We start from the raw sequence: 25,737 nt of genomic DNA, 5'->3' as shown, positions 1-25,737 counted from the left end.
CCGCCAGCTGACCCGGATGGGCGGCCCGGTCGCCGCCCACCCCAAGCCTGTCTGTGGATCTTACCCCTCGCGCAGCACTTGCAGCGGACTGGCATTCAGCGCCCGTCGCGTCCCGAACACCCCCGCGCCACCCACCAGCAACGCGCCAATCAGCGGCAACGCCAACAGCCAGACGTGGGGATGCCACTGCAGATTGAAGGCGTAGCGGTACAGGGCGAAGCTGACCAGCTCGCAGCCAATCGCCGCCAGCACACCGCTGACCGCGCCCAGCAACCCGAACTCGATGCGCCGCGCCTTGATCAACAACGCGCGGCTGGCGCCCAGCGCTCTTAGCAACGCGCCCTGGCGAATCCGCTCGTCCAGCGTCGCCTGCAGCCCGGAGAACAACACCGCCATCCCGGCTGCCAGCACGAACAACAGTACGTACTGCACCGCCATGGTCACTTGATCGAGGATGCTGCGCAGCTGTTCCAGAAGCGCCTCCACCTGCAGGATCGTCACCGCCGGGAAAGCCCGGGACAGCTCGACGATGTGCTGATCATTGCCCGGCGCCAGATAGAAACTGGTCAGGTACGTGGCAGGCACGTCCTTCAGGGTGCCGGGCTGGAAGATCATGAAAAAGTTGGGCTGGAAGGTGTCCCAGTTGATGTCGCGCAGGCTTGTCACACGGACCTCGCGGGTCAACCCGCCGATCACGAAGCCAAGGGTGTCGCCCAGCTTCACGTGCAGGCTGTCGGCCAGTTTGGTTTCCACCGATACACCGGGAACGACGTCGTCGGCAGGGGGCTTGTCGGTGGACCACCACTGGCCTGCCGTGATGCTGTTGCCTTCCGGCAGCGTTGCCGCCCATGTCAGGTTGAGGTCGCGCTGGGTCGCGTTTTCGCCTCGCGAGTCCTTGGTGACGAATTTGCTCACCGGTTCGCCGTTAATGGTCATCAGACGCCCGGGAATCATCGGGTATAACGGCGCGCTGTGTGTCGAGAGCTGGCCCATACGCTCGGCGAAACGGTCTTTGTCGTTGGGCAGGATGTTCAAGGCGAAGTAGTTGGGCGCGTCTTTGGGCAACTGATTCTGCCAGGTGTCGAGCAGCTCGCCACGCAACAGCGCAATCAGCGCCATGGCCAGCAGGATCAGGCCAAACGCCAGCGATTGACCCGCAGCGGCCATCGGGTGGCGCAGCAATTGGCCCAGGCCCAGACGCCACGGCAAGGATGCTCCGGCCAGCAACCTTCGCAGGCTTTTCAAGGCCAGCAGCAACACGCCGCCCAGCAGCAACGCCGCGATTACGCCGCCGCCCAGCAGGGCGAACGTCAGCACCAGGTCGAGGCTCAACCGCCACATGATCAGCCCCAGCGCGAAGAGCGCCGCACCGTACACCAGCCAGGTGCTGGCGGGTATCGGCAACATGTCCCGACGCAGCACCCGCAGCGGTGGCACGCGCCCCAACGCTGCCAGCGGCGGCAGTGCAAAGCCGGCCAACGCAACGAGCCCGGTGCCGATACCCGCTACCGCAGGCAGCCAGCCACCCGGCGGCACCGCGGCCGGCAGCAGGTTTTCCAGCAGATGAAACAGGCCCAGCTGGGCAAACCAGCCGAGCAGGGCACCCGCCGCGCTGGCGGCCACGCCGAGCATGGCCAGCTGCAGACTGAACAGAACCAGTGCTTCGTTGCGCGACAGCCCCAGACAACGCAGGAGCGCACTGGCATCGAATCGGCGCACCGCAAAACGCGCCGCCGACAAGGCTACGGCGACACCCGCCAGCAGCACCGCGACCAAACTGGCCATGTTCAGATAACGCTCGGCTTTGCCCAGCGCACCGCCGATCTGCTGATTGCCGTCGCGGGCGTCGTCGATTTTCTGGTTCGGCGCCAGCCCCGGTTCGACGGTTTTGCGGTAGGCAGCCAGATCCTGCGGTGTGCCGCGCCACAAATCTCTGTAGGAAACCCGGCTACCAGGCTGCACGACCTTGGTGGCCTCAAGGTCGGCCATGTTGATCATCACCCGCGGCGTGAGGCTATAGAAATTGCCCGCACGGTCCGGCTCGTAGGTCAGCACCCGGGTGAGCTTCAAGGTTCTGGAGCCGACGTCGATGCTGTCGCCCACCTTGAGATTCAGCGCGACAAGGATCCGCGCCTCTGCCCAGGCTTCGCCGGGCCCTGGCTCACCGCCCGTCGTTTCGCTTTCATACGGTGCCGGGGCGCTCTTCAACTCGCCGCGCAAGGGGTACGCCGCATCAACGGCTTTGACGCTGGCCAGCTGGATGCCGTTATCGGTGGCCACCACGCTGGAGAAAATGACGATCCTGGAATGGTCCAGTTTCAGCGCCTTGCCGGCGTCGATCTGTTCGGGCGTCGCTGGCGTCGAGCCGCCGAGGATGAGGTCAGCCCCCAGGAATTCGGTCGCGCGCAACAGCATCGCGCTGTTGAGCCGTGCGCCGAAGTAACCGATTGCGGTGCTGGCAGCGACCGCCACCACCAGCGCGAAGAACAGCACGCGCAGTTCGCCGGCGCGGGCGTCGCGCATCAGCTGGCGCGCGGCGAGACTGAGCAGACGTGAAAAGGGCAGGCGTGCCATCAAGGCTCCATGGGGGCGACCAGTCGGCCACCTTCAAGACGGATCAGGCGTCGGCAGCGGTGTGCCAGGCGCTCATCGTGGGTGACCAGCACCAGGGTGGTATTGCGCTCTTTATTGAGTTCAAACAGCAGGTCGCTGATGCGCTCGCCTGTGTGACTGTCGAGATTGCCGGTGGGCTCATCGGCGAACAGCACGTCCGGGTCGGCGGCAAAAGCCCGGGCGATGGCCACCCGTTGCTGCTCGCCGCCCGACAGCTGGCGCGGCGTATGCGTCAGGCGTTGACCCAGTCCCACCCGCTCCAGCAGGTGCCGTGCCTGATCGCGGGCGTCTTTGCGGCCCTCAAGCTCCATCGGCAGCATGACGTTTTCCAGCGCGTTCAGGCTGTCGAGCAGCTGGAAGGACTGAAATACAAACCCAACGTGCTCGGCGCGAACCCGGGCCCGCTGATCCTCGTCCAGCTCGCTGAGATTGCGGCCCGACAGGATCACCGAGCCGGCGCTCGGCAGGTCGAGACCGGCCAGCAAACCGAGCAGGGTGGATTTGCCCGAGCCCGACGCGCCGACGATGGCCAGTGTGTCGCCCTTGTTTAGTTCCAGGGAGAGTTCGTGCAGGATGGTCAAGTCACCTTCGGTGCTTGGGACCACTTTGCTGAGGTTCCGAGCACTGAGAATACTTTCGCTCATGGAGAATCCGATGCGTGCGTGGTTTTTAAGTGCTGGCCTGGGTTTGCTGCTGGTGTCTCAAGGCGCGATGGCGGGCACGGTGCTGATCGTTGGCGATAGTATCAGCGCGGCTTTCGGCCTGGATACCCGGGTCGGCTGGGTCAGCCTGCTGGAGCAGCGCCTGGCAGAGGAAGGTTACAAGGAAAAGGTCATCAATGCGTCGGTCAGCGGCGACACCAGCGCAGGCGGCCAGGCGCGGCTGTCGGCGCTGCTGGCCGAGCACAAACCTGATCTGGTGGTCCTCGAACTGGGCGGCAATGACGGCCTGCGCGGCCAGCCCCCGGCGCAATTGCAACAAAACCTTACCGACATGGTTGAGCGGTCCAAGGCGGCGGGGGCCAAGGTGCTCTTGCTGGGCATGAAAATCCCGCCGAACTACGGTGAGCGCTACACCACGGCATTCGCGGCGGTGTACCCGAAAGTCGCCGAAGCCACCGATGCGGCACTGGTGCCGTTCATGCTGGAGGGCGTGGGCGGCAGGCCTGACATGACGCAAAACGATGGAATCCACCCTAACGTCCAGGCGCAGCCTTATTTGCTGGATAACGTCTGGCCGGTGCTCAAGCCTTTGCTTTGACTGGGGCCTTTGCGAGGTGGCCGGGCTGGGCGTTGTCCTGATCGCCGGATATTCGGGCCCGGTGACAGAGAACGGGTCAGCGCCATTGTCAGTCTGTGAGTTAGCGCCTATGGTGGGCGAAACCTATACAGGATGCAGATGATGTACAAGAAAGAGCAGTGGCCTTTGACGCTGTATTTCGACGGTGACTGCCCCCTTTGCGCGCGCGAGATCAAGGTCCTGCGCTCGCACGCGTCGCCAGGGCGGTTGCAGTTCGTCGATATTGACGAAGAGGGCTTCGATGCCGCTGCGCTGGGGTTTAGCCTTGAGCAGATGCACGACGCCCTGCATGCCAGGTTCGCAGACGGCACCTGGGTCACGGGCCTCGACGCTACGCTCTGGAGTTGGCGCGCAGCCGGCCTGGGCGCATGGGCTGCGCCGCTGTCATGGCGGCCGCTCAGACCGTTGCTTAACCTCGGTTACAGGTTGTTCTGCCGCTGGCGTCCGCATCTGGCGTGGTTGCCTCATCCGGACGGCAGTCGTCGATGCCGCGACGGCAGTTGCCCGGTTTCTCCGCCTTCAGACCAAAACCGCTGATTTAAAGGCCTGCAGGCCTTTTCCAGACGGGGGCTTTCGGCTAATGTGGCGCCCCCGATCTGGAGCCCCCGATGCCGCGCCGTCCTGCCTGGTCCCTTTATGCCTATCAACTGATCGAGCCTGACGAACAGCTCGACCTGTTCGCGTGCCAGGAAATCCTTGTGCACCTGGTTGCTCGCCAGCTCGAACTGGCAGGCTCGGCCGACCGGACATTGTGCGGCACCCTGCTGCCCGCGCAGCCGCGCTGGTCACCCGTCGAGCAGACGGTTTATCAGGACGAGCGGCTGTGCCCGCTGTGCCGGGCCATCATCGACGCCCAGCGACGTGGCTGGCACCCGATCTGGCCGGAGCTGGAAGCCGGCGTTTAAGGCGCGCGAGCACTCCCTGAGGCGCAGGCGTGCGTGTACAATCGCGCTCAATCAAGCCTCCCGTTTACCAAGGATCCTCCGGATGTTGTCGCGCATTCCAGCTTTCGCCCGCTGTCTGTCGTTCGCTGCGCTGTGCGCGGCCGGCCCCGCCTCCGCACTGGAGTTTCCGCTGCCGCCGCCCGGTGAGGACATCATTGGTCAGGTGCAAACCGTGACCGCCAAATACGAAGACACCTTTGCTGACCTGGCCACCCGCTACGATCTGGGCTACCTGGAAATGATCGCCGCCAACCCTGGCGTCGATGCATGGCTGCCGGGTGCAGGCACCCAGGTGGTGTTGCCGACTCGCTTCATTTTGCCGCCGGGCCCGCGCGAAGGGATCGTCATCAACCTGGCCGAGTACCGTTTGTACTACTACCCGAAAGGCCGGAACGTGGTGTACACCTTCCCGCTGGGCATCGGCCGCGAAGGTTGGGGCTCACCGATTTCGACGACCAAAGTGACGGCCAAGACCCCTAACCCGACCTGGACGCCGCCCGCGTCGGTCAAGGCCGAACATGCCGCCGACGGTGACATCCTGCCCAACGTGGTGCCGGCAGGGCCTGACAATCCCCTGGGCCCGTTCAAATTCGGCCTCGGCTTGCCGGGCTACCTGATCCACGGCTCGAACAAGAAGTTCGGCATCGGCATGCGCACCAGCCATGGCTGCTTCCGCATGTACAACAACAACGTGCTTGAAATGGCCGACATGGTGCCGGTGGGCACCACTGTGCGCATCATGAGCGAGCCCTATAAGTTCGGCGTCAGCGGCGGCAAGGTGTTCCTCGAAGCGCACACGCCCCTCGATGAAAGCGGCAACCCTTCTGTGGTCGACAAGCACACGGCGGTCATCAACGCCTTGCTCAAGCGTGAAGACCTGGCCAACAGCCTGCGAATCAACTGGGATGAGGTGCGGGACGTGGTAGCGGCCGAAGACGGCATGCCGGTAGAGATCGCCGTGCCGACCGCGCCGGTGGTCAATGAAGCACCGCTGACGCTGCAATAACGGCGCGCTGTCTCTCCCCGCCGATGCCCGCCCATCCCGTGTTGATAGCGCAGGAGGGCGGGTTTTTTATTGCCTGGCAACCTGGCCTTCGCGAGGCGAGGGGGCAAACTCCGGGCAATAAAAAAGCCGATCCGTACACGGATCGGCTTATCAATAACCCCGAGGGATTATTACTTACGGCTAGCCTTGTCCAACATGCGCAGAGCGCGCTCGTTGGCTTCGTCAGCAGTTTGCTGAGCTTTTTGAGCAGCAGCCAGAGCTTCATCAGCCTTGCGGTAGGCTTCATCGGCACGCGCTTGCGAACGAGCGGCTGCGTCTTCAGTTGCAGTCAGACGGGCTTCGGTTTCTTTGGATGCGCTGCTGCAACCGGTAGCCAGAACTGCGGCCAGGGCCAGAGCAGAGAATTTCAGAACGTTGTTCATCGTGTTCCCCTTAAAGGACTTCTATCAAATTAGTCATCTCTCGAAAGTGAGAAAATGACCGGCGTACATAGTACTCATTGTTTGTAGTAAGTAAACGGACCGAGTGCAAGATCTGCCTAAAATTCTTTGCTTTGAAGGTGTTCCGTGCAACTCCTCACGCTTTTTATCCGCACGAAGCAGCCTGCCTGATGAAGGCATCCCCAAGGGGGTGAAACACTGATCAAGTAACTCAACTACAAGCGTCGCGTCTCAATGGACATTGGCCGGCGACGACAGGTTCCGCGTGGGTTGCGGTCAGATGTGCGGCAGCGCAATTAACAGTTCATTCACTTGAGCCCGTTCGCAGAAGGGGCCTACTATTTGCCTGTGCTGATATTCAAGAACATCGGTCTGCTTCGCGGTGTCCAAATGGCACAGGGCGGCGTAGTCAGGCCCAGTCTTGCAGCCCGATAAACGACACGGGGTCTGCAGAGGTTCCTTCGCCGGGAAAATGTCGATAAGGTAGGGGTCCAATTCCAAGACCCGCGAGGAGTAGCGATGAGCGAGGCGTTGTCCATCCACCATGACGAGACCGGTCACCAGTTCGAAGTGAACATTGACGGTCATCGTGCCTATCTGACTTACATGGACCTGGGTAAACAGACCCTGGACATTTACCGTACGTTCGTTCCCAACGAATTGCGCGGGCGGGGGATAGCAGCAGCCTTGACCGAAGTGGCGCTCAACTATGCCGATGACATCGGCTATACCGTGATCCCTTCGTGCTCTTATGTGGAGCGCTATATGGAGCGCAACCAGCGGCAGGCGGCCAAGATTTAACCGCGCCGCTTTTCATCCGGTAAGCTCCACACAATAAAACGCCGAGCATTTGCTCGGCGTTGTCGTTTCTGCAATCAGCCCTTTTAGCCGCGTTTACGGCCGGGCAGCACGTCCTTGAGTTTGGCGTGCATGCTGCGCAGGGTTTTCTCGGTGCTTTCCCAATCGATGCATGCATCGGTGATGGACACGCCGTATTGCAAATCGGCGAGGTCTTTGGGAATTGCCTGACAGCCCCAGTTCAAATGACTCTCGACCATCAGCCCGATGATCGATTCGTTGCCTTCGAGAATCTGGTTGGCGACGTTTTCCATCACCAGCGGCTGCAGCGCCGGGTCTTTGTTGGAGTTGGCGTGGCTGCAATCGACCATGATGTTCGGCTTGATCTTCGCCTTGTTCAGCGCCTGCTCGCACAGAGCCACACTGACCGAGTCGTAGTTGGGCTTGCCGTTGCCGCCGCGCAATACGACATGGCCGTAAGCGTTGCCCTTGGTGGTGACGATGGACACGCCGCCTTCCTGGTTGATACCCAGGAAGCGATGCGGGCTCGACACTGATTGCAGGGCATTGATCGCGACCGTCAGACCACCGTCGGTGCCGTTCTTGAAGCCGACGGCCGAAGACAGGCCCGACGCCATTTCGCGGTGGGTCTGGGATTCGGTGGTGCGCGCGCCGATGGCCGACCAACTGATGAGGTCTTGCAGATACTGCGGCGAGATAGGGTCGAGCGCCTCAGTGGCGGTCGGCAGGCCTTTTTCGGCCAGATCGCGCAGCAGTTGACGGCCGATGTGCAAGCCATCCTGAATCTTGAAGGAGTCGTCCAGGTACGGGTCGTTGATCAGGCCTTTCCAGCCCACGGTGGTGCGCGGTTTTTCGAAGTACACGCGCATGACCAGATACAGCGTATCGGACACTTCGGCGGCCAGCGCCTTGAGGCGGTCGGCGTATTCGTGGGCGGCCTTGAGGTCGTGGATCGAGCACGGCCCGATCACGATGAACAGGCGGTGATCCTTGCCGTCGAGAATGTTGCGGATGACTTCGCGACCTTGGCTGACCGTGGCCTGGGCGGCAGGGGTCAGCGGGATTTCGCGTTTCAGCTGATCCGGGGTGATCAGTGTCTCGTTGGAGGCAACGTTGAGGTCGTCAATCGGTAAATCAGCCATCGTGTTACTCATCAGGTCGCGGATGCTGGCCGCCAGCGTCCCCGTGCGGCGGAGCCGAGCATGATTGAGCGCAACGGGGGAGCGGAACCTTAGCGCGTTAGCCCATCCTTCGACAATGGGTAAGCGTGGCTTTCGTCCAACAGTTGCGGCATTGTCTGACCTGTTTCGGGCGGCGCAATCGCACTTCGGGTGGTCCCGACTCACGCCGCTCGCGATGTCAAAGCGCTATTCACAGCAAAGCCAGTCCTGCCAGAACCGGCGGCGGGCATACAATCAGCCGCACATCATTCAGAGGAGAAGCGCGTGGATCAACTGCAATTGACGGACTTCGACCTCGACCAGCAACTGCTGGCGCTGCCGGGCGTGTCACTGCTGATTTTCACCAGCCTGGGCTGCTCCAGTTGCCGCTGGGCCCGCCATCATCTGCCGGAGCAATCGATCCCTGTGGATCGTCTGTGCTGGATTGATGCCGAGGAAAATGGTGGCGCGGTGCAGCGCTATGGCGTTTTTCACCTGCCGGCGATGTTCGTGGTGCGGGACGGCGCATTATTCGGCCCGCTGCGCACGCAAATATCCGCCGAGGCGATCACCGCCGGGCTGGCGGTCGCATTGGCCACTGCGCCAGACGAACTTCCCTGAATCGGAGCAAACATGAGCGAAAGCGCAATCAAACCCCGCATCGGCATCATCGGCACGGGTGCGATCGGCGGGTTCTACGGCGTGATGCTGGCGCGGGCCGGCTTCGATGTGCATTTTCTACTGCGCAGCGAATTCGATGCCGTGTCCCGCGACGGTTTGACGGTGGACAGCCAGGTGCATGGCCTGCTGAAGCTGGACAAGGTGCAGGCCTACGCCTGCGCTGCCGACATGCCGCCGTGCGATTGGCTGCTGATCGGCGCCAAGACCACCGGCAATGGCGGGGTGGCCTCCGCCATCGTGCAGGCCGCCGCGCCCGGCGCCAAGGTGCTGCTGTTGCAAAACGGTCTGGGCGTGGAGGACGCGCTGCGGGCCGTACTGCCCGACGCGCTCCACCTTTTGGGCGGGCTGTGCTTCGTTTGTGTGCATCGCACGGGGCCGGGGCAGATCACCCATCAGGCGTTTGGCGCGGTCAATATTGGCTACCACAGCGGCCCGGCCGACGCCCCGACGCGCAATCATTGGGTCGAGCAGGGCGCCTCTTTGTTTCATCAAGCCGGCATCGATTCGGTAGCGATGGACAACCTCGACCTGGCCCGCTGGCAAAAACTGGTGTGGAACGTGCCTTACAACGGCCTCTCGGTGTTGCTCAATGCCAGCACCACGCCACTGATGGCCGACGCCGACAGCCGCGCGCTGATTCAAGGGCTCATGGCCGAAGTGGTGCAGGGCGCCCAGGCGTGCGGGCACGGGCTGCCAGAGGGCTATGCCGAGCACCTGCTCAAAGTCACCGGCCATATGCCGGATTACCGGCCGAGCATGTACCACGATTTCACCGAACGACGTCCGCTGGAACTCGATGCGATTTACGCCCGGCCTCTGGCCACTGCGCTCGCGGCCGGCTGTGACATGCCCAAGGTTCGCGCTCTTTACCATGCGCTGGCGTTCATCGACCGGAACAATCGATAGAAACCGTTGCCGTACTCCGCGCACCTGACCCATGAGGATGAAGATGAGCAACGCGCTGAACGTAAAGCCTCTTGCGAGCAAGCTGGTCCTGGCGATTTCCTCGCGGGCGCTGTTTGACTTACGCGAAAGCCATGAGATCTACATGGCGGAGGGTGTAGCGGCCTATCGTCAATACCAGATCGAGCATGAAGATGAAGTGCTTGAACCCGGCGATGCGTTTCGGTTGGTCGAAAAGCTGCTGAGCCTTAATGCCGGTTTGACCCAGTCGCGGGTGGAAGTGGTGCTGGTCTCGCGCAACAGCGCCGACACCGGCTTGCGGGTGTTCAATTCGATCCAGCATTACGGCCTGGACATCTACCGCGCGGCGTTCGTCGGCGGGCGCAGCCCGTTCCCTTATCTGGCGGCGTTTGGCAGCCATCTTTTCCTGTCGACCCACGCCGAGGACGTGCGCAGCGCCCTGGACGCCGGTTTCGCCGCCGCCACCATTCTGTCCGGCGGTGCCCGGCGGGCCGCCAGTGCCGAGCTGCGCATCGCCTTTGACGGTGACGCCGTGCTGTTTTCCGACGAGTCCGAGCGCGTTTACCAGTCGGGCGGGCTTGAAGCGTTTCAGGCCAATGAGCGCGAGGCCGCCCGCAGGCCGTTGCCGGGCGGACCGTTCAAGCCGTTTCTGGCTGCGCTGAATGCCCTTCAGAGAGAATTTCCCGAAGAGTCTTGCCCTATTCGCACGGCGTTGGTCACCGCACGCTCCGCTCCGGCTCACGAGCGGGTAATCCGGACGCTGAGGGAGTGGGACATTCGTCTGGATGAGTCGCTGTTTCTGGGCGGGTTGGACAAATCCGCATTTCTGGAAGCGTTTGCGGCGGATGTGTTCTTCGACGACCAACCCGGTCACTGCGAACGGGCGCGCGAGGTCGTCGCGACCGGGCACGTGCCCCATGGCATCAGCAACGAGCTAAAACCTTGAGGCGTTAGATCGAAAAGCAGCAGGCGGACGTCGCATTGCTCGAGGCGCTGCTACGCTTGCTGGGACTTCATCTGAAAGGTGGTCCCGGGGGCTTTATGATCCGCTCGATGCTCTACGCCACCGACCTCGGCCTGTATGCGCCGTACGTGCTGCAGCACGCTGTGGTGCTGGCGCGGACGTTCAAGGCCGAGCTGCACGTGGTGCACGTGGTTGAGCCGATGGGGCTGTTCGCCGAGTCGGTGCTGCAGAGTTACCTGACCGCCGATGCGCTGAAGGAACTCCACAGCGAAGGCGTCAATACCGTCATCGACGGGATCGAGGCCAGGGTTTTGGCCAGTTTTCGCGAAGAGTTGGGTGAGGGCCACCAGGACCTGGCGTTGATCTGCAGCGTCCGCGTGGTTCAAGGCGACCCCTCCAAAGTGATACTCGATCAGGCACGCCTGCTGGGCGTCGATCTGCTGGTGCTGGGCAGCCGCAGCAAGGGCGGTGAGGGGGATACGCCGATCGGACGGACCGCCGCGCGGGTTCTGCAACTGTCCAACGTGCCGGTCTATATGGTGCCGATGCTGCAGAGGCGACCACAGACGTGATGGCGGTTGCGTGAATATTTCGAACGCTTGAAAAGCTGCGTGCCATTACGGCTCAAAAGTGATAAAAAGTTCTAGCTTTGCCATCCGGACCAATAATCCAGTTATATACCGTTGCTGATGCCTATGGCGTCTTACGGCTTTGAGGGATACATATGAAGCTTCAACAACTGCGCTACATCTGGGAAGTGGCGCACCACGACCTCAACGTTTCAGCGACGGCGCAGAGCCTCTACACCTCGCAGCCGGGCATCAGCAAGCAGATCCGCCTGCTGGAAGACGAACTGGGCGTGGAAGTCTTCGCCCGCAGCGGCAAGCACCTGACCCGCGTGACTCCGGCAGGCGAGCGCATCATTACCACCGCAGGGGAGATCCTGCGCAAAGTCGAAAGCATCAAGCAAATCGCCCAGGAATTCTCCAACGAGAAAAAAGGCACTTTGTCCATCGCCACCACCCACACCCAGGCGCGCTACGCGCTGCCACCGGTGATCAGCAATTTCATCAAGCAGTACCCGGACGTTGCATTGCACATGCATCAGGGTTCGCCGATGCAGATCGCCGAGATGGCCGCCGACGGCACCGTCGACTTCGCCATTGCCACCGAAGCCCTGGAGCTGTTTGGTGATCTGGTGATGATGCCTTGCTACACGTGGAACCGCTGCGTGGTCGTGCCCCAGGGCCACCCGCTGACCAAGGTGCCAAAGCTGACGCTGGAGATCCTCGCCGAGTACCCGATCGTGACCTACGTATTCGGCTTCACCGGCCGCTCCAAGCTGGACGAGGCTTTCAGCCACCGCGGGCTGACCCCGAAAGTGGTGTTCACCGCTGCGGATGCGGACGTGATCAAGACCTACGTCAGGCTGGGTCTGGGCGTGGGCATCGTTGCCAAAATGGCGGTGGATGCCAAGCTGGACAACGATCTGGTGGTGCTTGATGCCAGCGAATTGTTCGAAGCCAGCGTGACCAAGATCGGCTTCCGTCGCGGAACCTTCCTGCGCGGCTTCATGTGCGATTTCATCGAGAAATTCGCCCCGCACCTGACCCGCGATGTCATGGCCAAAGCCATTCAGTGTCACAACAAGCAGGAGCTGGAAGAACTGTTCGCCGGGGTAGAACTGCCAGAGCATTGAGAGGCGAACCTCAGCTTCAAGCGGCAAGTTTCAAGCTGCAAGAAACAGCAGACCCCACGCGGACCGCCGTTCTCTTGCAGCTTGAGGCTTGATGCTTGATGCTTGAAGCTTGCAGCTGCCTCTCTATCCTTTCGCGATTAGATTGCCCGCATGCAGCCCGCATTCCTTCTGCGTGGCTTCTTCCCACCACCAACGGCCTTCACGCTCATGCTGGTTGGGCAGAACCGGGCGGGTGCAGGGTTCGCAGCCAATGCTGATAAAGCCGCGCTCGTGCAGAGGGTTGTAAGGCAGTTCAAGCATGCGGATGTAATTCCACACGTCCGCGCTGCTCATTTGGGCCAGCGGGTTGAATTTGTAGAGTGGGCGTTCCGGCGTCGAGAATGCACCGTCGATTTCGACCACCGCCACGTTGTTGCGCGTGCTTGGGCTCTGGTCCCGACGCTGCCCGGTGGCCCAGGCGGTGACGCCGGCAAGTTTGCGCCGCAACGGCTCGATCTTGCGAATACCGCAGCACTCGCCATGGCCGTCGCGGTAGAAGCTGAACAAGCCCTTTTCCTTGACCATAGGTTCGAGTTTTTCCCGATCAGGGCTGACGATATCGATGTCGATCTTGTACTGCTCGCGCACCTGATCGATGAAACGATAGGTCTCCGGGTGCAGCCGGCCGGTGTCCAGACTGAAGACTTTGACGTTTTTGTTGAGTTTCCAGGCCATGTCCACCAGTACCACGTCTTCGGCACCGCTGAAGGAAATCCACAAATCGTCGCCAAAGTGCTGGAAGGCGAACTTGAGGATGTCGGACGGGGATTTATTGGCGTACGTGGCGGCGATGTCATCGACGTCGAAAGGGTGATTCATCAGGCGGCTTCCTATATCAGGCTGGCGCTTAAGCGCTCGTAATGGCGCAGATGGTAACAAAAAATCTGGCCTCGTTTGGCTGAAAGCGGGGATTGCCTGGGCTTGGAGATTGGAGATTGGAGCTGGGCGGATGGCGCAGAGGGCGGATCAGGGGGGGGCGCTGACATTCCGGTTGATCACATGACTTGTAGGAGCGCGCTTGCCCGCGAAGACGTCGGCAAGTTCAACGCCGTATTCACCTGACGCACCGCGTTTCGCGGGCAAGCGCGCTCCTACAGACCGTATTCCGCCGAATGTATGAGGTGGAATCCCAGGGCCTCTTCACGCGTTAGAAATACTGATTCGCGATAGCGGCAGCGTGGTCAGCCGACCTCACCGACACACGCTGATCCTACGGGGCTGCCAGTGCTCACGTGTGAGGGACCACCCAGACCCAAGGATTTGCGTCAATGAGGGGGGGGGGCTGCCACTCATAACCTCTCAAGCGTCTGCATCAACACCCGCACTTTGGTGAAGGTCTCTTGATACTCCGCCTCCCACTGCGAATCAGCGACGATGCCGCCGCCGCCCCAGCACGCAATCTGGCCGTCTTTGGCCAGCAAGCTGCGGATGGCAATGGAGCTGTCCATTTCGCCGCGCACGTCCAGGTACATCAGCGAGCCGCAATACAGGGCCCGCCGGGTCGGCTCCAGTTCTTCGATGATCTGCATCGCGCGGATCTTCGGCGCGCCGGTGATCGACCCACCCGGAAAACCGCCGCCGATCAGGTCCAGCGCATCCTTGCCCTCGGCCAGCTCGCCGGTAATGGCGCTGACCAAGTGATGCACGTTGGGATAGCTTTCCAGCCTGAACAGCTCCGGCACCTTGACCGAGCCGATGCGGCAGGTGCGCCCCAGGTCATTGCGCAGCAGGTCGACGATCATCAGGTTCTCGGCGCGGTCTTTCTCACTTGCCAGCAACTCATCGGCAAAGGCTGCGTCCTCAGCGCTGTTTCGACCCCGCGGACGGGTGCCCTTGATCGGACGCGTCTCGACCTGACGCTGACTCACCTTGACGAACCGCTCGGGTGACAGGCTCAACACCGCATCGCCCTTGGGCAGGGCCAGATAGCCGGCGAACGGGGTAGGGCAGGCGACGCGCAGCGCCTGATACGCCGTCCATGGGTCGCCTTCAAAGCAGGCGCGAAAGCGCTGGGCGAAATTGACTTGGTAGCAGTCACCCGCCTGGATATAAGCGTGAATGCGCTCGATGGCCTGCCGGTACTGCCCGGCGTTGATGTCCGATGCGAAGGGCGCCGTCAGCTTGAACGATATGTCCGCTTGCGCCGCGGGGTGCTCGAACAGCGCAATGAGGTGCTGGCGTTCGGCGTGCGCCAGCGCCGGGTGAAACACCAGTTGGCTGGTCTGCTCCTGGTGATCGCTGACCAGCGCCCAGGCATACAGCCCCAATCGAGCGGAGGGCAGGTGCAGGTCATCGATGGCTTGATCGGGCAGGGGTTCAAACAGGCGGCCGAAGTCGTACGCCAGATAGCCGATTAATCCGCCGGCGAACGGCAGCGCGCAGTGCTCGGGTAAATCGGCTTCACCGAGGCGGGCCAGTGACTCACGCAGGCGCTGTAGAAAGACCGGGCCGGATTCATTCGCAACCGGCTGCAGTGTGTCCAGCGGCCAGGCACTGAGCAGATCGAAGCGGCCGCGGTCAGCCGTCGGGCGGCCGCTGTCCAGCAGCACGGCGCCCTGAGCAAACCGCACGCGGGCGAAATACCCGCAGGGGTCGGCACGATAAGGCAGTGGGTGTAAAGAGCAGATAGGCATGCGAGGCGTGGATCAGTCTGGGCGCGAGGACGGCGATTGTAGTCTTCCGCGGGGCCGAGTTGTAGGGGAATGCTGTGGCCGGCGGCGAGCCAGGCAAGATTCTTTGCCCCTCCTCAATGCTGGCGGCGCGATGCTTCACGCCTTCACGCCTTCCCGGCTAAAGCCGGTCCCACATACGCATTTCGCTATGGGCGCGCGCTTGATGTACGGCGAAGGCTCGCGGCGTGGCTTGGGTCGACTGTAGGAGCCGGCTTGCTGGCGAACGCATCGGCCCAGTCAACACCGTTATTGCTGACCCACCCGGTTCGCCAGCAAGCCGGCTTCTGCAGATTCTGCGCCTGCCGCAGATCTCAAACGTGCCCAAACAACCCTTGAGCGAACGTGACCCGCGCTTCCGGGCTCTCATGACGACCTTCCGCAGCTAGCGTTTCCAGTCGCTGCTCCACCGCGACGGTGCGGTGCGTCAGCCCGCAGTCGTTGGCAATCTGGATGTTGAGCCCCGGCCGGGCGTTAAGCTCCAGGATCAGCGGCCCGCGGTCCTGGTCCAGCACCATGTCGACGCCGATGTAACCCAGCCCGCACAGCTCGTAGCATTCGGCGGCGAGTTTCATGAAGCCGTCCCAATTGGGCAGTTGCACGCCGTCCACTGCATTGGTGGTGTCGGGGTGCTTGCTGATGATGTTGTTCAGCCAGGTGCCGCGCAGGGTCAACCCGGTTGCCAGGTCAACGCCGACCCCGATGGCGCCCTGATGCAGGTTGGCCTTGCCGCCGGACTGCCGGGTCGGCAGGCGCAGCATGGCCATCACCGGATAGCCCATCAGCACGATCACGCGGATATCAGGCACCCCTTCGTAACTGATGCTCTTGAAGATCTGGTCGGGCGTTACGCGGTACTCGATCAGCGCCCGGTCACGATGGCCACCCAGGGAGTACAGGCCGGTGAGGATGCTGGAAATCTGATGCTCGATTTCCTCATGGCTGATGATGCGCCCGGAGACCGTGCGGAAGCGTTCTTCGAAGCGGTCGGCGATGACCAGAATGCCGTCGCCGCCTGCGCCTTTGGCGGGCTTGATGACGAAATCACGGCGTCCGCCAATGATCGTATCCAGCTTGTCGATCTCCTTTTCGGTGGAGATAACCCCGTACAGTTCAGGCACGTGGATGCCCGCCGCAATGGCGCGCTCCTTGGTGATGATCTTGTCATCGACGATGGGGTAAAGGCTGCGCTTGTTGTACTTGAGCACATAGTCGGCGTTGCGCCGATTGATGCCCATGATGCCCTTGGCTTCCAGCGCCTTCCACGTCTTCCACCAGCCCATCATTTGAAGCTATCCCGTTCGGCGTCTTCCTTGATGAACGCCTTGAAGCGAATCAGTTCGGTCAGCCGATAGCCGCGATAGCGCCCCATGGCCAGCATGAAGCCCACGAGGATCAGCAGGATCGCCGGGAAGGTGAACACGAAGTAGATGAACTCCGGGACGCTCATGATGATATGGGCGAGAGAAGCGGCGAACAGCGTGCCGATCGCGACTTTCATCGCATGGCCACCGCCACGTTCTTCCCAGGTGATCGACAGACGCTCGATGGTCATGGTCAGAATCACCATCGGGAACAGCGCCACCGACAGCCCGCGCTCAAGCCCCAGCTTGTGGCTGAACAGGCTGATGGCCGCAATCAGTACCACCACGAACGTCAGCACCACCGAGAGCCTCGGCAACATCTGCAGCTTGAGGTGTTCCAGATACGAGCGCAGCGACAGGCCCAGCGCGGTGATGATGGTGAACAACACAATCCCGAAGCCCAGCTGGGTCTCGCGGAACGCCAGGGCGATCAGCACCGGGGTGAAAGTGCCCAGAGTCTGCAGCCCGATCAGGTTGCGCAGGATCAGAATCACCAGCACGCCGATAGGGATCATCACCATGATCATGAAGGTCTGCTGGGTCTGCAGCGGCAGGCCATACAGCGAGTACTCGAGGAAATCGGCGTCAGTGCTTTCGTCCGTCAGCTTGGCCAGACGGATCGCGTTCATTTCGCTGTTGTTCAGACTGAAGCTGACGGTGGCCTTCTTGCCGCCTTCGACGGAGATCAGGTTGTCGTCGCCAATCCACCAGAGCAGGCGATCCTGCGGCAGGCCGGCCTCGCCGGTGTCGGGGTTGAAATACAGCCAGTCCTTGCCATTGAAACTGCGCAACCACAGCTCGGGGGACTGCGGCTGGTCGGCCACCAGGCGAATGGTGTGCACCTTCTCCACGGGCACGTGGGCAATGGACAACAGGGTTTCGGTGATGCGCGCCTTGTTCTGTACCGACGTATCACCCGCCAGCAGCAGCTTGACGTTGTCGTCGCTCAGATTATTGACGCGTTTGATGGCTTCGCTGACGAAGGTCTCGACGTCGGCGGAATGCTGGCGGATGGGCGCAAGCAGCGCGTCGGCGGCAATTTTTTCCGGGCCTTCGACGACGATGCTGTCGCGGAAGATCGGGCCCTTGACCTTGGCTTTTTCGCCGCTGTAACGCTTGGTCAGTACCAGTCGGTAATACAGCGTCTGGTTACCGTTGGCCCGCCGCGCCGACCAGGTGACTTTGCGGTTGCCGTCGGCGCGGTTGACGTTCACGCCATAGTTGTTGGAGATAAAGCTTTCATTGAGGCTGATGTAGTCGCGCGACAGGGGCGGCACATACATCTGCACTTTGACCGTGTCTTTGGGATTGGCGACGAACTCGACTTTGGCGTCGATGTTCCACAGGTCGTCGGTTTCGTCTTCGGTCACCGGAATGCCGAGCACCAATATCTGGTAAGCCGTGATGGCGATGCCCAGTGTCACAAGGGTCGCGATCAGGATTTTCAGATGGAGGGTAAGAGAGCGCATGTCGTTACTCTGCGGTTTGAGCATGGGTGACGCAGGCAGGCTTGCCTGCTGCGTATTTCAGGCTTGGGTCGACCAGCGCGTCGAAGTGCTTGAGGGCTTCGGAGCCAATCAAAAGCGGGTATTGGAATGCGCTGCGATCGGTCAAGTTCACTTCTATGTTGCGCAGCGCACTGCCCATGCACACATCAAGGCTGATGACCGGGCGGGCGGTGTATTTCTTGTCGTCGTCGGCATCGATGTCCCCGGCGCGGCGCTTGATCTTGCTGACGCGCGCCAGAGGACGTTCGATGGGGTGTTCGTGGGCATCGTCGATCGCCAGATAAAAGCGCACCCACGATTCACCGTTGCGCTTGAAGCGTTTGATGTCACGGGCACTGAGGGAGGCGGTTTTGGCACCGGTGTCCAGCTTGGCCGCGACCTGCAGATCGATGTCCGCAAGCTCTGCGTACTCGTTCAAGCCATAGACGGTCTTTTCGGCGGCCTGACACAGTCCGGGCAGAAAAAGACCCGGTAAATAGAGGGAGAGCAGGAAGAGAAGAGGGTGGCGGCTCATAAGTCCAGGCGCGATGAAAGTGAGGGAGCTGCTTTGACGTCAGGGTGCGGTGCTGTGTTTCAGCGCGACCTTGCGGCAAAGCGCCTGCTGGACGGATCGGCAGTCTGAGGCGGGCCGCATTCTAGCATGAAGGTTTTATGGCGCCAGTGAAGGGGAACGCGGATACGTGTTGTCGGAGACTGCCCTGATCGGCTGAGGTATTAGACGATTGTCGACAATCAGCGGTTTAGCTTTGACGCGAGCCTCATCTTTGGCTAGATTCAGGGCTATTCACAGATGAGGTGTCAACAATGTTGGATGCAGCGGAAGTCCTGCCCGCTAATGCTGTCGATGCCGAAACACTGTCCGAGAACGTTTTTCGCCGCATCCAGGCTGCCATCGTCAAGGGCGATATTGCGCCCGGCAGCAAGATTTCCGAACCCGAGCTGGCGCGGACCTACGGCATCAGCCGGGGACCGTTGCGCGAGGCTATACACCGGCTGGAAGGCCAGCGTTTGCTGGTTCGCATCCCCCACGTTGGCGCACGCGTCGTCTCGTTGAGCCACGCCGAGCTGGTCGAGCTGTACGAAATCCGTGAGTCTCTTGAAGGCATGGCGTGCCGCCTGGCGGCCGAGCGCATGAGCGTTGAGGAAGTCGCCGAACTGCGTCGGGTGCTGGAAACCCATGAGCGGGACACTGCTTTTCAGGCCGGGGTTGGCTACTACCAGCAGGAAGGCGACTTCGATTTTCATTACCGGATCATTCAGGGCGCGCGCAACAGCACGCTGACGCAGATGCTGTGCGATGACCTTTACCAACTGGTGCGCATGTACCGCATCCAGTTTTCGACCACGCCCAACCGTCCGCGCCAAGCGTTCAGCGAGCATCACCGGATTCTCGACGCCATTGCCGACCGCGACGGCGAGCTTGCCGAGCTGTTGATGCGCCGCCACATCGCCGCGTCCAAACGCAACATTGAGCAGCATTTTCAAGCTGCAACTGCCCGAGGTGAACAATGACAACACGCACCACTCCCGGCCAACGCTTCCGTGATGCCGTGGCCAGCGAACACCCGCTGCAGGTGGTCGGCACGATCAACGCCAACCACGCGCTGCTCGCGCAACGGGCCGGCTTCAAGGCCATTTACCTGTCCGGTGGCGGTGTCGCCGCGGGCTCTCTGGGCGTGCCGGACCTGGGCATTACCGGGCTGGATGACGTGCTCACCGACGTGCGCCGCATCACCGATGTCTGCGAGCTGCCGCTGCTGGTGGACGTCGACACCGGTTTCGGCGCTTCGGCATTCAATGTCGCGCGCACCGTCAAATCGATGATCAAGTTCGGCGCGGCCGCGATGCACATCGAAGACCAGGTCGGAGCCAAGCGCTGCGGTCATCGGCCGGGTAAAGAGATCGTCTCGCAGCAGGAGATGGTTGATCGGATCAAGGCAGCCGTCGACGCGCGCACCGATGACAGCTTTGTGATCATGGCGCGAACGGACGCGCTGGCGGTGGAAGGCCTGGAGTCGGCACTTGACCGGGCTGCGGCGTGCATCGAAGCAGGCGCCGACATGGTCTTCCCTGAAGCGATCACCGAACTGGACATGTACAAGCTGTTCGCTTCGCGCGTGAAGGCGCCCATTCTCGCCAATATCACTGAATTTGGCTCGACCCCACTGTTCACCACCGAACAGCTGAAGTCGGCCGAAGTCGCGCTGGTGTTGTATCCGCTGTCTGCGTTCCGGGCGATGAACAAGGCGGCCGAGAACGTCTATAACGCCATCCGTCGCGACGGGACGCAGCAGAATGTCATCGACACCATGCAGACCCGAATGGAGTTGTACGAGCGCATCGATTACCACGCGTTCGAGCAGAAGCTCGATGCGCTGTTTGCACAGAAGAAAGGCTGACCACGCCCAGGTGCAGGAGCGCGCTTGCCGGCGAATGCTTTCTTCCAGCTGACGATGAAATTTGCTGACACGACGCTTTCGCGGGCAAGCGCGCTCCTACAAAGGGGGCGGGTATACCCAGCGATATTTGGCTGACTTACAAAACTGAATTGCCGATTCCCACAACTACAAGACTGGAGACAGCAATGGCTGAAGCAAAAGTACTGAGCGGTGCAGGCCTGCGGGGCCAGGTGGCCGGACAGACCGCGTTGTCCACCGTTGGCCAGGCCGGTGCCGGATTGACCTACCGTGGCTATGATGTGAAGGACCTGGCCGCCGACGCCCGGTTTGAAGAAGTCGCCTACCTGCTGCTGTACGGCGCACTGCCGACTCAATCGCAACTCGACGGTTACCTGCAAAAGCTCCAGGGCCTGCGCGACCTGCCCCAGGCGCTGAAAGAGGTGCTTGAGCGCATTCCCGCTGACGCCCACCCGATGGACGTCATGCGCACTGGCTGCTCAATGCTCGGCAACCTGGAGCCTGAATCCAGCTTCGCTCAACAACTCGATTCCACCGACCGGCTGCTCGCCGCCTTCCCGGCGATCATGTGCTACTGGTACCGCTTCAGCCATGAGGGCAAGCGCATCGATTGCGTCACCGACGAGGTGTCGATCGCCGGGCATTTCCTGAAACTGCTGCTGGACAAGGCGCCCAGCGAGTTGCATCGCAAGGTCATGGACGTCTCGTTGATCCTTTACGCCGAGCACGAGTTCAACGCATCGACCTTCACCGCGCGCGTCTGCGCTTCGACCTTGTCCGACCTGTTCTCCTGCATCACGGCGGCCATTGGCACCTTGCGCGGCCCGTTGCATGGCGGCGCCAACGAGGCGGCGATGGAGATGATCGAGAAGTTCTCGTCTGCTGAAGAGGCCGCCAAGGGCACGCTGGCGATGCTGGAGCGCAAGGACAAGATCATGGGCTTCGGTCATGCGATCTATAAAGACAGCGATCCGCGTAACGAGGTGATCAAGGGCTGGTCGAAAAAGCTCGCGGAGGAGCTGGGCGACACGGTGCTGTTCCCGGTGTCCGAAGCCATCGACAAGACCATGTGGGAGCAGAAGAAGCTCTTTCCCAATGCTGACTTCTACCACGCCTCGGCGTACCACTTCATGGGTATCCCGACCAAGCTGTTCACGCCGATATTCGTCTGCTCGCGCCTGACCGGCTGGGCCGCTCACGTCTTCGAACAGCGTGCCAACAACCGCATCATCCGACCGAGCGCCGAGTACATCGGCGTCGAGCAGCGCAAATTCGTGCCAATCGAACAGCGCTGATGGGCAAAGGAGAGTTCCACGGGGCTCTCCACCCGTAACTTTTCCGTGATCGAGTCCTGACGATGAACACTGAATACCGCACACCACTGCCCGGCACTTCGCTGGATTACTACGACGCCCGCGCGGCGGTCGATTCTATCCGGCCCGGTGCTTACGACACGCTGCCGTACACCTCCCGCGTGCTCGCTGAAAACCTGGTCCGTCGTTGCCACCCGACAACCCTGACGGCCTCCCTCACGCAATTGATCGAGCGCAAGCGCGACCTCGACTTTCCGTGGTTTCCGGCGCGGGTGGTGTGCCATGACATCCTCGGCCAAACCGCGTTGGTGGACCTCGCCGGCTTGCGCGACGCCATCGCCGACATGGGCGGCGACCCGGCGCAGGTCAACCCGGTGGTGCCGGTGCAACTCATTGTCGACCACTCGCTGGCCGTCGAATGTGGCGGTTACGACCCGGATGCGTTTACCAAGAACCGCGCGATCGAAGACCGTCGCAACGAAGACCGCTTTCACTTCATCAACTGGACCAAGCAGGCGTTCAAGAACGTTGAAGTCATCCCGCCAGGGAACGGCATCATGCACCAGATCAATCTGGAGCGGATGTCGCCGGTCATCCAGACGCTCAACGGGGTGGCCTTCCCCGATACGCTGGTCGGCACCGACAGTCACACCCCGCATGTGGACGCCCTGGGCGTCATCGCTATAGGCGTAGGCGGCCTTGAGGCCGAGAACGTCATGCTCGGCCGCGCCTCGTGGATGCGCCTGCCGGACATCATTGGCGTGGAGCTTGCCGGCCGTCCGCAGCCAGGCATCACCGCCACCGATGTGGTGCTGGCGCTCACCGAATACCTGCGTCAGCAGAAAGTGGTTGGCGCGTACCTGGAGTTCTACGGGGAGGGCGCCCGCGCGCTGACCCTTGGCGATCGCGCGACCATTTCCAACATGGCCCCTGAATACGGGGCGACGGCGGCGATGTTCGCCATCGATCAACAGACCATCGACTACCTCAGGCTGACCGGCCGCGAAGACGCGCAAGTGCAGCTGGTGGAAACCTATGCCCGGCAGGCGGGGCTGTGGGCGGATAGCCTGGAGAGCGCCGAATACGAGCGGGTGCTGCATTTCGACCTGTCCAGCGTGGTGCGCAACATGGCCGGCCCGTCCAATCCCCATGCTCGGGTAGCAACCAGCGATCTCGCCGCCAAAGGCATCGCGGCGCCGTGGTTGGAGACACCGGGCGAAATGCCGGACGGCGCGGTCATCATCGCCGCGATCACCAGTTGCACCAACACCAGCAACCCGCGCAACGTCATCGCCGCCGGCCTGCTGGCGCGCAACGCCAATCGCCTGGGGCTGGTGCGCAAGCCTTGGGTGAAGTCGTCTCTTGCGCCGGGCTCAAAGACCGTCGCGCTGTACCTGGACGAAGCGGGTTTGACCTCGGAACTGGAACAGTTGGGCTTCGGCGTCGTGGCCTTCGCCTGCACCACCTGCAACGGGATGTCCGGGGCCCTGGACCCCGCGATCCAGCAGGAAATCATCGACCGCGATCTGTATGCCACGGCGGTGTTGTCGGGCAACCGCAACTTCGACGGACGCATTCACCCTTACGCCAAGCAGGCGTTTCTCGCCTCGCCCCCGCTGGTGGTGGCCTACGCCATCGCCGGTACGATTCGCTTCGATATCGAGAAAGATGTGCTGGGCCTCGGTCCGAACGGCGAAGAAATCCGCCTGAAGGACCTCTGGCCGAGCGACGCCGAGATCGATGAGGTGGTGAAGGCGTCGGTTAAGCCCGAACAGTTCCGTCAGGTGTACATCCCGATGTTCGCCATCCACGAAGACACCGGCCCGAAAGTCGCGCCGCTGTACGACTGGCGTCCCATGAGTACGTACATTCGCCGCCCGCCGTATTGGGAAGGCGCGCTGGCCGGCGAGCGAACCCTGCGCGGCATGCGACCGCTGGCGGTGCTGCCGGACAACATCACTACCGATCACCTGTCGCCCTCCAACGCGATCATGCTCGACAGCGCGGCGGGGGAATACCTGGAGAAGATGGGCCTACCGGAAGAAGACTTCAACTCGTACGCGACCCATCGCGGTGACCACCTGACCGCTCAGCGCGCCACGTTCGCCAACCCTAAACTGTTCAACGAGATGGTGCGCGAGAACGGCAAGGTCAAGCAGGGCTCGTACGCTCGGATCGAGCCGGAAGGCACGGTGACACGGATGTGGGAGGCCATCGAAACCTACATGGCGCGCAAGCAGCCGTTGATCATCATTGCGGGTGCCGACTACGGCCAGGGTTCTTCCCGTGACTGGGCGGCCAAAGGGGTGCGGCTGGCAGGCGTGGAGGTCATCGTCGCGGAAGGGTTCGAGCGTATCCATCGCACCAATCTGGTAGGCATGGGCGTGCTGCCACTGGAGTTCAAACCGGGGACCAACCGACTGACCCTGGGCATCGATGGCAGTGAAACCTATGACGTGGTGGGTGCGCGCACTCCGGGTGCCACGCTGACGCTGATTATCCAGCGCAAGACCGGCGAGCGTGTGGAGGTGCCGGTGACCTGCCGTCTGGACACCGGTGAAGAAGTGTTGATCTACGAGGCCGGTGGCGTGTTGCAACGCTTTGCCCAGGACTTCCTCGAATCGTCGGCCGTTGCCTGAGCCGTCGCACACTCGGCTCTCTGGATTAGAAAGAATAAGAAGGACCCATTCATGGCTAACGCAGCACAGATCAGAATTCCCGCCACGTATATGCGCGGGGGCACCAGCAAGGGCGTGTTTTTCCTGCTCGGCGACTTGCCTGAAGCGGCGCAAACTGCCGGGCCGGCACGTGATGCGTTGTTGCTGCGGGTGATCGGCAGCCCAGACCCTTACGCCAAGCAGATCGATGGCATGGGCGGCGCGACCTCAAGCACCAGCAAGACGGTGATCCTGTCAAAGAGCAGCCGCGCCGACCACGACGTCGATTACCTGTTTGGTCAGGTCTCCATCGACAAGCCTTTCGTCGACTGGAGCGGCAACTGCGGCAATCTTTCGGCGGCGGTCGGGCCGTTTGCGATCAGCAACGGCCTGGTTGATCCGGCGCGAATTCCCCGCAACGGTGTGGCGGTGGTGCGTATCTGGCAGGTCAATATCGGCAAAACCATCATTGCCCACGTGCCGATCACAGACGGCGTGGTGCAGGAAACCGGCGACTTCGAGCTCGATGGCGTGACCTTTCCTGCGGCCGAAGTGCAATTGGAGTTCATGGACCCTGCCGCAGAAGAGGAAGGTGCTGGCGGCTCGATGTTCCCGACCGGCAATCTGGTTGATGACCTTGAGGTGCCGGGGTTGGGTACGTTAAAGGTGACGATGATCAACGCCGGCATCCCGACCATCTTCGTGGACGCCGCCGCCATCGGCTACACCGGCAGCGAGCTGCAGGACGCGATCAACAGCGATCCGAACGCCTTGAGCATGTTCGAAACGATCCGCGCCTATGGCGCGGTGCGCATGGGCCTGATCGGCAATGTGGATGAGGCTGTCACCCGTCAGCACACGCCAAAAGTTGCGTTCGTGGCGCCGCCGGCAGAGTACCTTTCTTCCAGCGGCAAAAGGGTCACACCCCAGGACACTGACCTGCTGGTGCGGGCCATGTCCATGGGCAAACTCCATCACGCGATGATGGGCACGGCGGCGGTGGCCATCGGCACCGCAGCGGCGATTCCCGGCACGCTGGTCAACCTGGCAGCGGGCGGCGGCGAACGCAGCGCGGTGCGTTTCGGTCATCCCTCCGGAACGTTGCGGGTCGGCGCCGAAGCGGCGCAAGTCAACGGCGAATGGCAAGTCAAAAAAGCCATCATGAGCCGCAGCGCACGGGTGTTGATGGAAGGGTGGGTGCGGGTGCCGGGCTGAAAACCC

24 protein-coding genes are annotated in these 25,737 nt (G+C 61.9%); 15 read left to right on the top strand and 9 right to left on the bottom strand.

Annotation, left to right across the window (positions count from 1 at the left end):
• Positions 1-60: 60 nt before the first annotated feature.
• Positions 61-2,574: an ABC transporter permease gene (locus LT42_RS07145; RefSeq protein WP_037011089.1), complete on the bottom strand. Its 2,514-nt coding sequence runs from the start codon at positions 2,572-2,574 to the stop codon at positions 61-63.
• Entirely contained in the window at positions 2,574-3,257 is a 684-nt protein-coding gene (locus LT42_RS07140; protein ID WP_037011087.1) for an ABC transporter ATP-binding protein, read from the bottom strand. Before LT42_RS07140 ends, LT42_RS07145 begins: the two co-directional genes overlap by 1 nt.
• Positions 3,258-3,267: 10 nt before the next feature.
• Here LT42_RS07140 and LT42_RS07135 point away from each other — a divergent pair, with 10 nt between their 5' ends.
• The 4 genes from LT42_RS07135 (at position 3,268) to LT42_RS07120 (ending at position 5,862) form a co-directional block, all read left to right on the top strand.
• Entirely contained in the window at positions 3,268-3,873 is a 606-nt protein-coding gene (locus LT42_RS07135) for an arylesterase (RefSeq protein ID WP_037011084.1), read from the top strand.
• A 141-nt stretch (positions 3,874-4,014) separates the two neighbouring features.
• Complete coding sequence (locus tag LT42_RS07130) at positions 4,015-4,449, top strand: thiol-disulfide oxidoreductase DCC family protein (RefSeq protein ID WP_037011081.1); 435 nt, start codon at positions 4,015-4,017, stop codon at positions 4,447-4,449.
• 71 nt (positions 4,450-4,520) lie between these two features.
• The gene (locus LT42_RS07125; protein ID WP_037011079.1) at positions 4,521-4,817 is read left to right on the top strand and encodes a hypothetical protein; all 297 of its coding nucleotides are present in this window, start codon (positions 4,521-4,523) and stop codon (positions 4,815-4,817) included.
• A gap of 82 nt (positions 4,818-4,899) precedes the next feature.
• A complete protein-coding gene (locus tag LT42_RS07120) occupies positions 4,900-5,862 on the top strand; it encodes a L,D-transpeptidase family protein (RefSeq protein ID WP_037011076.1) in 963 nt (320 codons plus the stop codon).
• Between the two features lie 170 nt (positions 5,863-6,032).
• Here LT42_RS07120 and oprI read toward each other — a convergent pair whose 3' ends face one another.
• A complete protein-coding gene (gene oprI / locus LT42_RS07115; protein ID WP_003199355.1) occupies positions 6,033-6,284 on the bottom strand; it encodes an outer membrane lipoprotei OprI in 252 nt (83 codons plus the stop codon).
• A gap of 537 nt (positions 6,285-6,821) precedes the next feature.
• Between oprI and LT42_RS07105 the strand changes: the two genes are divergently transcribed.
• The gene (locus LT42_RS07105) at positions 6,822-7,103 is read left to right on the top strand and encodes a GNAT family N-acetyltransferase (RefSeq protein ID WP_037011068.1); all 282 of its coding nucleotides are present in this window, start codon (positions 6,822-6,824) and stop codon (positions 7,101-7,103) included.
• An 83-nt stretch (positions 7,104-7,186) separates the two neighbouring features.
• Here LT42_RS07105 and LT42_RS07100 read toward each other — a convergent pair whose 3' ends face one another.
• Positions 7,187-8,263: a 3-deoxy-7-phosphoheptulonate synthase gene (locus LT42_RS07100; protein WP_037011067.1), complete on the bottom strand. Its 1,077-nt coding sequence runs from the start codon at positions 8,261-8,263 to the stop codon at positions 7,187-7,189.
• A 303-nt stretch (positions 8,264-8,566) separates the two neighbouring features.
• On the opposite strand from LT42_RS07100, the gene LT42_RS07095 reads away from it, so the two are divergent.
• The 5 genes from LT42_RS07095 (at position 8,567) to cysB (ending at position 12,549) form a co-directional block, all read left to right on the top strand.
• Positions 8,567-8,902: a YbbN family protein gene (locus LT42_RS07095; RefSeq protein ID WP_037011064.1), complete on the top strand. Its 336-nt coding sequence runs from the start codon at positions 8,567-8,569 to the stop codon at positions 8,900-8,902.
• A gap of 12 nt (positions 8,903-8,914) precedes the next feature.
• Complete coding sequence (locus LT42_RS07090; RefSeq protein ID WP_037011063.1) at positions 8,915-9,868, top strand: putative 2-dehydropantoate 2-reductase; 954 nt, start codon at positions 8,915-8,917, stop codon at positions 9,866-9,868.
• Positions 9,869-9,911: 43 nt separating this feature from the next.
• Entirely contained in the window at positions 9,912-10,832 is a 921-nt protein-coding gene (locus LT42_RS07085) for a 5'-nucleotidase (RefSeq protein WP_052075158.1), read from the top strand.
• Positions 10,833-10,927: 95 nt separating this feature from the next.
• The gene (locus LT42_RS07080) at positions 10,928-11,422 is read left to right on the top strand and encodes a universal stress protein (RefSeq protein WP_037013076.1); all 495 of its coding nucleotides are present in this window, start codon (positions 10,928-10,930) and stop codon (positions 11,420-11,422) included.
• Positions 11,423-11,574: 152 nt separating this feature from the next.
• On the top strand, positions 11,575-12,549 hold the full coding sequence (gene cysB / locus LT42_RS07075; RefSeq protein ID WP_037011062.1) for an HTH-type transcriptional regulator CysB: 975 nt from the start codon (positions 11,575-11,577) through the stop codon (positions 12,547-12,549).
• Between the two features lie 123 nt (positions 12,550-12,672).
• Here the strand turns inward: cysB and LT42_RS07070 are convergent, their stop codons facing one another.
• The 5 genes from LT42_RS07070 to rloA all read right to left on the bottom strand — a co-directional run bounded on the left by LT42_RS07070 (position 12,673) and on the right by rloA (position 18,643).
• Positions 12,673-13,407: a phosphoadenylyl-sulfate reductase gene (locus LT42_RS07070; RefSeq protein WP_037011061.1), complete on the bottom strand. Its 735-nt coding sequence runs from the start codon at positions 13,405-13,407 to the stop codon at positions 12,673-12,675.
• A gap of 470 nt (positions 13,408-13,877) precedes the next feature.
• Positions 13,878-15,221 carry an aminodeoxychorismate synthase component I gene (gene pabB / locus LT42_RS07065; RefSeq protein WP_037011060.1) on the bottom strand — a complete coding sequence of 448 codons (1,344 nt, stop codon included), beginning with the start codon at positions 15,219-15,221 and terminating at the stop codon, positions 13,878-13,880.
• Positions 15,222-15,571: 350 nt separating this feature from the next.
• Positions 15,572-16,540, bottom strand: a complete 969-nt coding sequence (locus LT42_RS07060; protein ID WP_162835400.1) for an alpha-L-glutamate ligase-like protein — start codon at positions 16,538-16,540, stop codon at positions 15,572-15,574.
• Complete coding sequence (rloB, locus tag LT42_RS07055) at positions 16,540-18,090, bottom strand: osmotic stress tolerance membrane protein RloB (protein ID WP_037013074.1); 1,551 nt, start codon at positions 18,088-18,090, stop codon at positions 16,540-16,542. The genes LT42_RS07060 and rloB overlap by 1 nt, the downstream gene beginning before the upstream one ends.
• A 4-nt stretch (positions 18,091-18,094) precedes the next feature.
• Positions 18,095-18,643 carry a retropepsin-like aspartic peptidase RloA gene (gene rloA / locus LT42_RS07050; RefSeq protein WP_037011058.1) on the bottom strand — a complete coding sequence of 183 codons (549 nt, stop codon included), beginning with the start codon at positions 18,641-18,643 and terminating at the stop codon, positions 18,095-18,097.
• A 290-nt stretch (positions 18,644-18,933) separates the two neighbouring features.
• Between rloA and LT42_RS07045 the strand changes: the two genes are divergently transcribed.
• The 5 genes from LT42_RS07045 (at position 18,934) to prpF (ending at position 25,731) form a co-directional block, all read left to right on the top strand.
• Complete coding sequence (locus LT42_RS07045; RefSeq protein WP_037011056.1) at positions 18,934-19,641, top strand: GntR family transcriptional regulator; 708 nt, start codon at positions 18,934-18,936, stop codon at positions 19,639-19,641.
• Positions 19,638-20,528: a methylisocitrate lyase gene (gene prpB / locus LT42_RS07040; RefSeq protein ID WP_037011055.1), complete on the top strand. Its 891-nt coding sequence runs from the start codon at positions 19,638-19,640 to the stop codon at positions 20,526-20,528. The genes LT42_RS07045 and prpB overlap by 4 nt, the downstream gene beginning before the upstream one ends.
• Positions 20,529-20,713: 185 nt before the next feature.
• A complete protein-coding gene (gene prpC / locus LT42_RS07035; RefSeq protein ID WP_037011054.1) occupies positions 20,714-21,841 on the top strand; it encodes a bifunctional 2-methylcitrate synthase/citrate synthase in 1,128 nt (375 codons plus the stop codon).
• A gap of 62 nt (positions 21,842-21,903) precedes the next feature.
• The gene (gene acnD, locus LT42_RS07030) at positions 21,904-24,498 is read left to right on the top strand and encodes a Fe/S-dependent 2-methylisocitrate dehydratase AcnD (RefSeq protein WP_037011052.1); all 2,595 of its coding nucleotides are present in this window, start codon (positions 21,904-21,906) and stop codon (positions 24,496-24,498) included.
• 51 nt (positions 24,499-24,549) lie between these two features.
• Positions 24,550-25,731 carry a 2-methylaconitate cis-trans isomerase PrpF gene (gene prpF, locus LT42_RS07025; RefSeq protein ID WP_037011050.1) on the top strand — a complete coding sequence of 394 codons (1,182 nt, stop codon included), beginning with the start codon at positions 24,550-24,552 and terminating at the stop codon, positions 25,729-25,731.
• The last annotated feature ends 6 nt before the right edge of the window (positions 25,732-25,737 follow it).

This window comes from Pseudomonas lutea (assembly GCF_000759445.1).
Classification (GTDB): Bacteria; Pseudomonadota; Gammaproteobacteria; order Pseudomonadales; family Pseudomonadaceae; genus Aquipseudomonas; species Aquipseudomonas lutea.
Note: the sequence above shows the minus strand (reverse complement) of the source record. Positions and strands in the feature narration are given on the sequence as shown.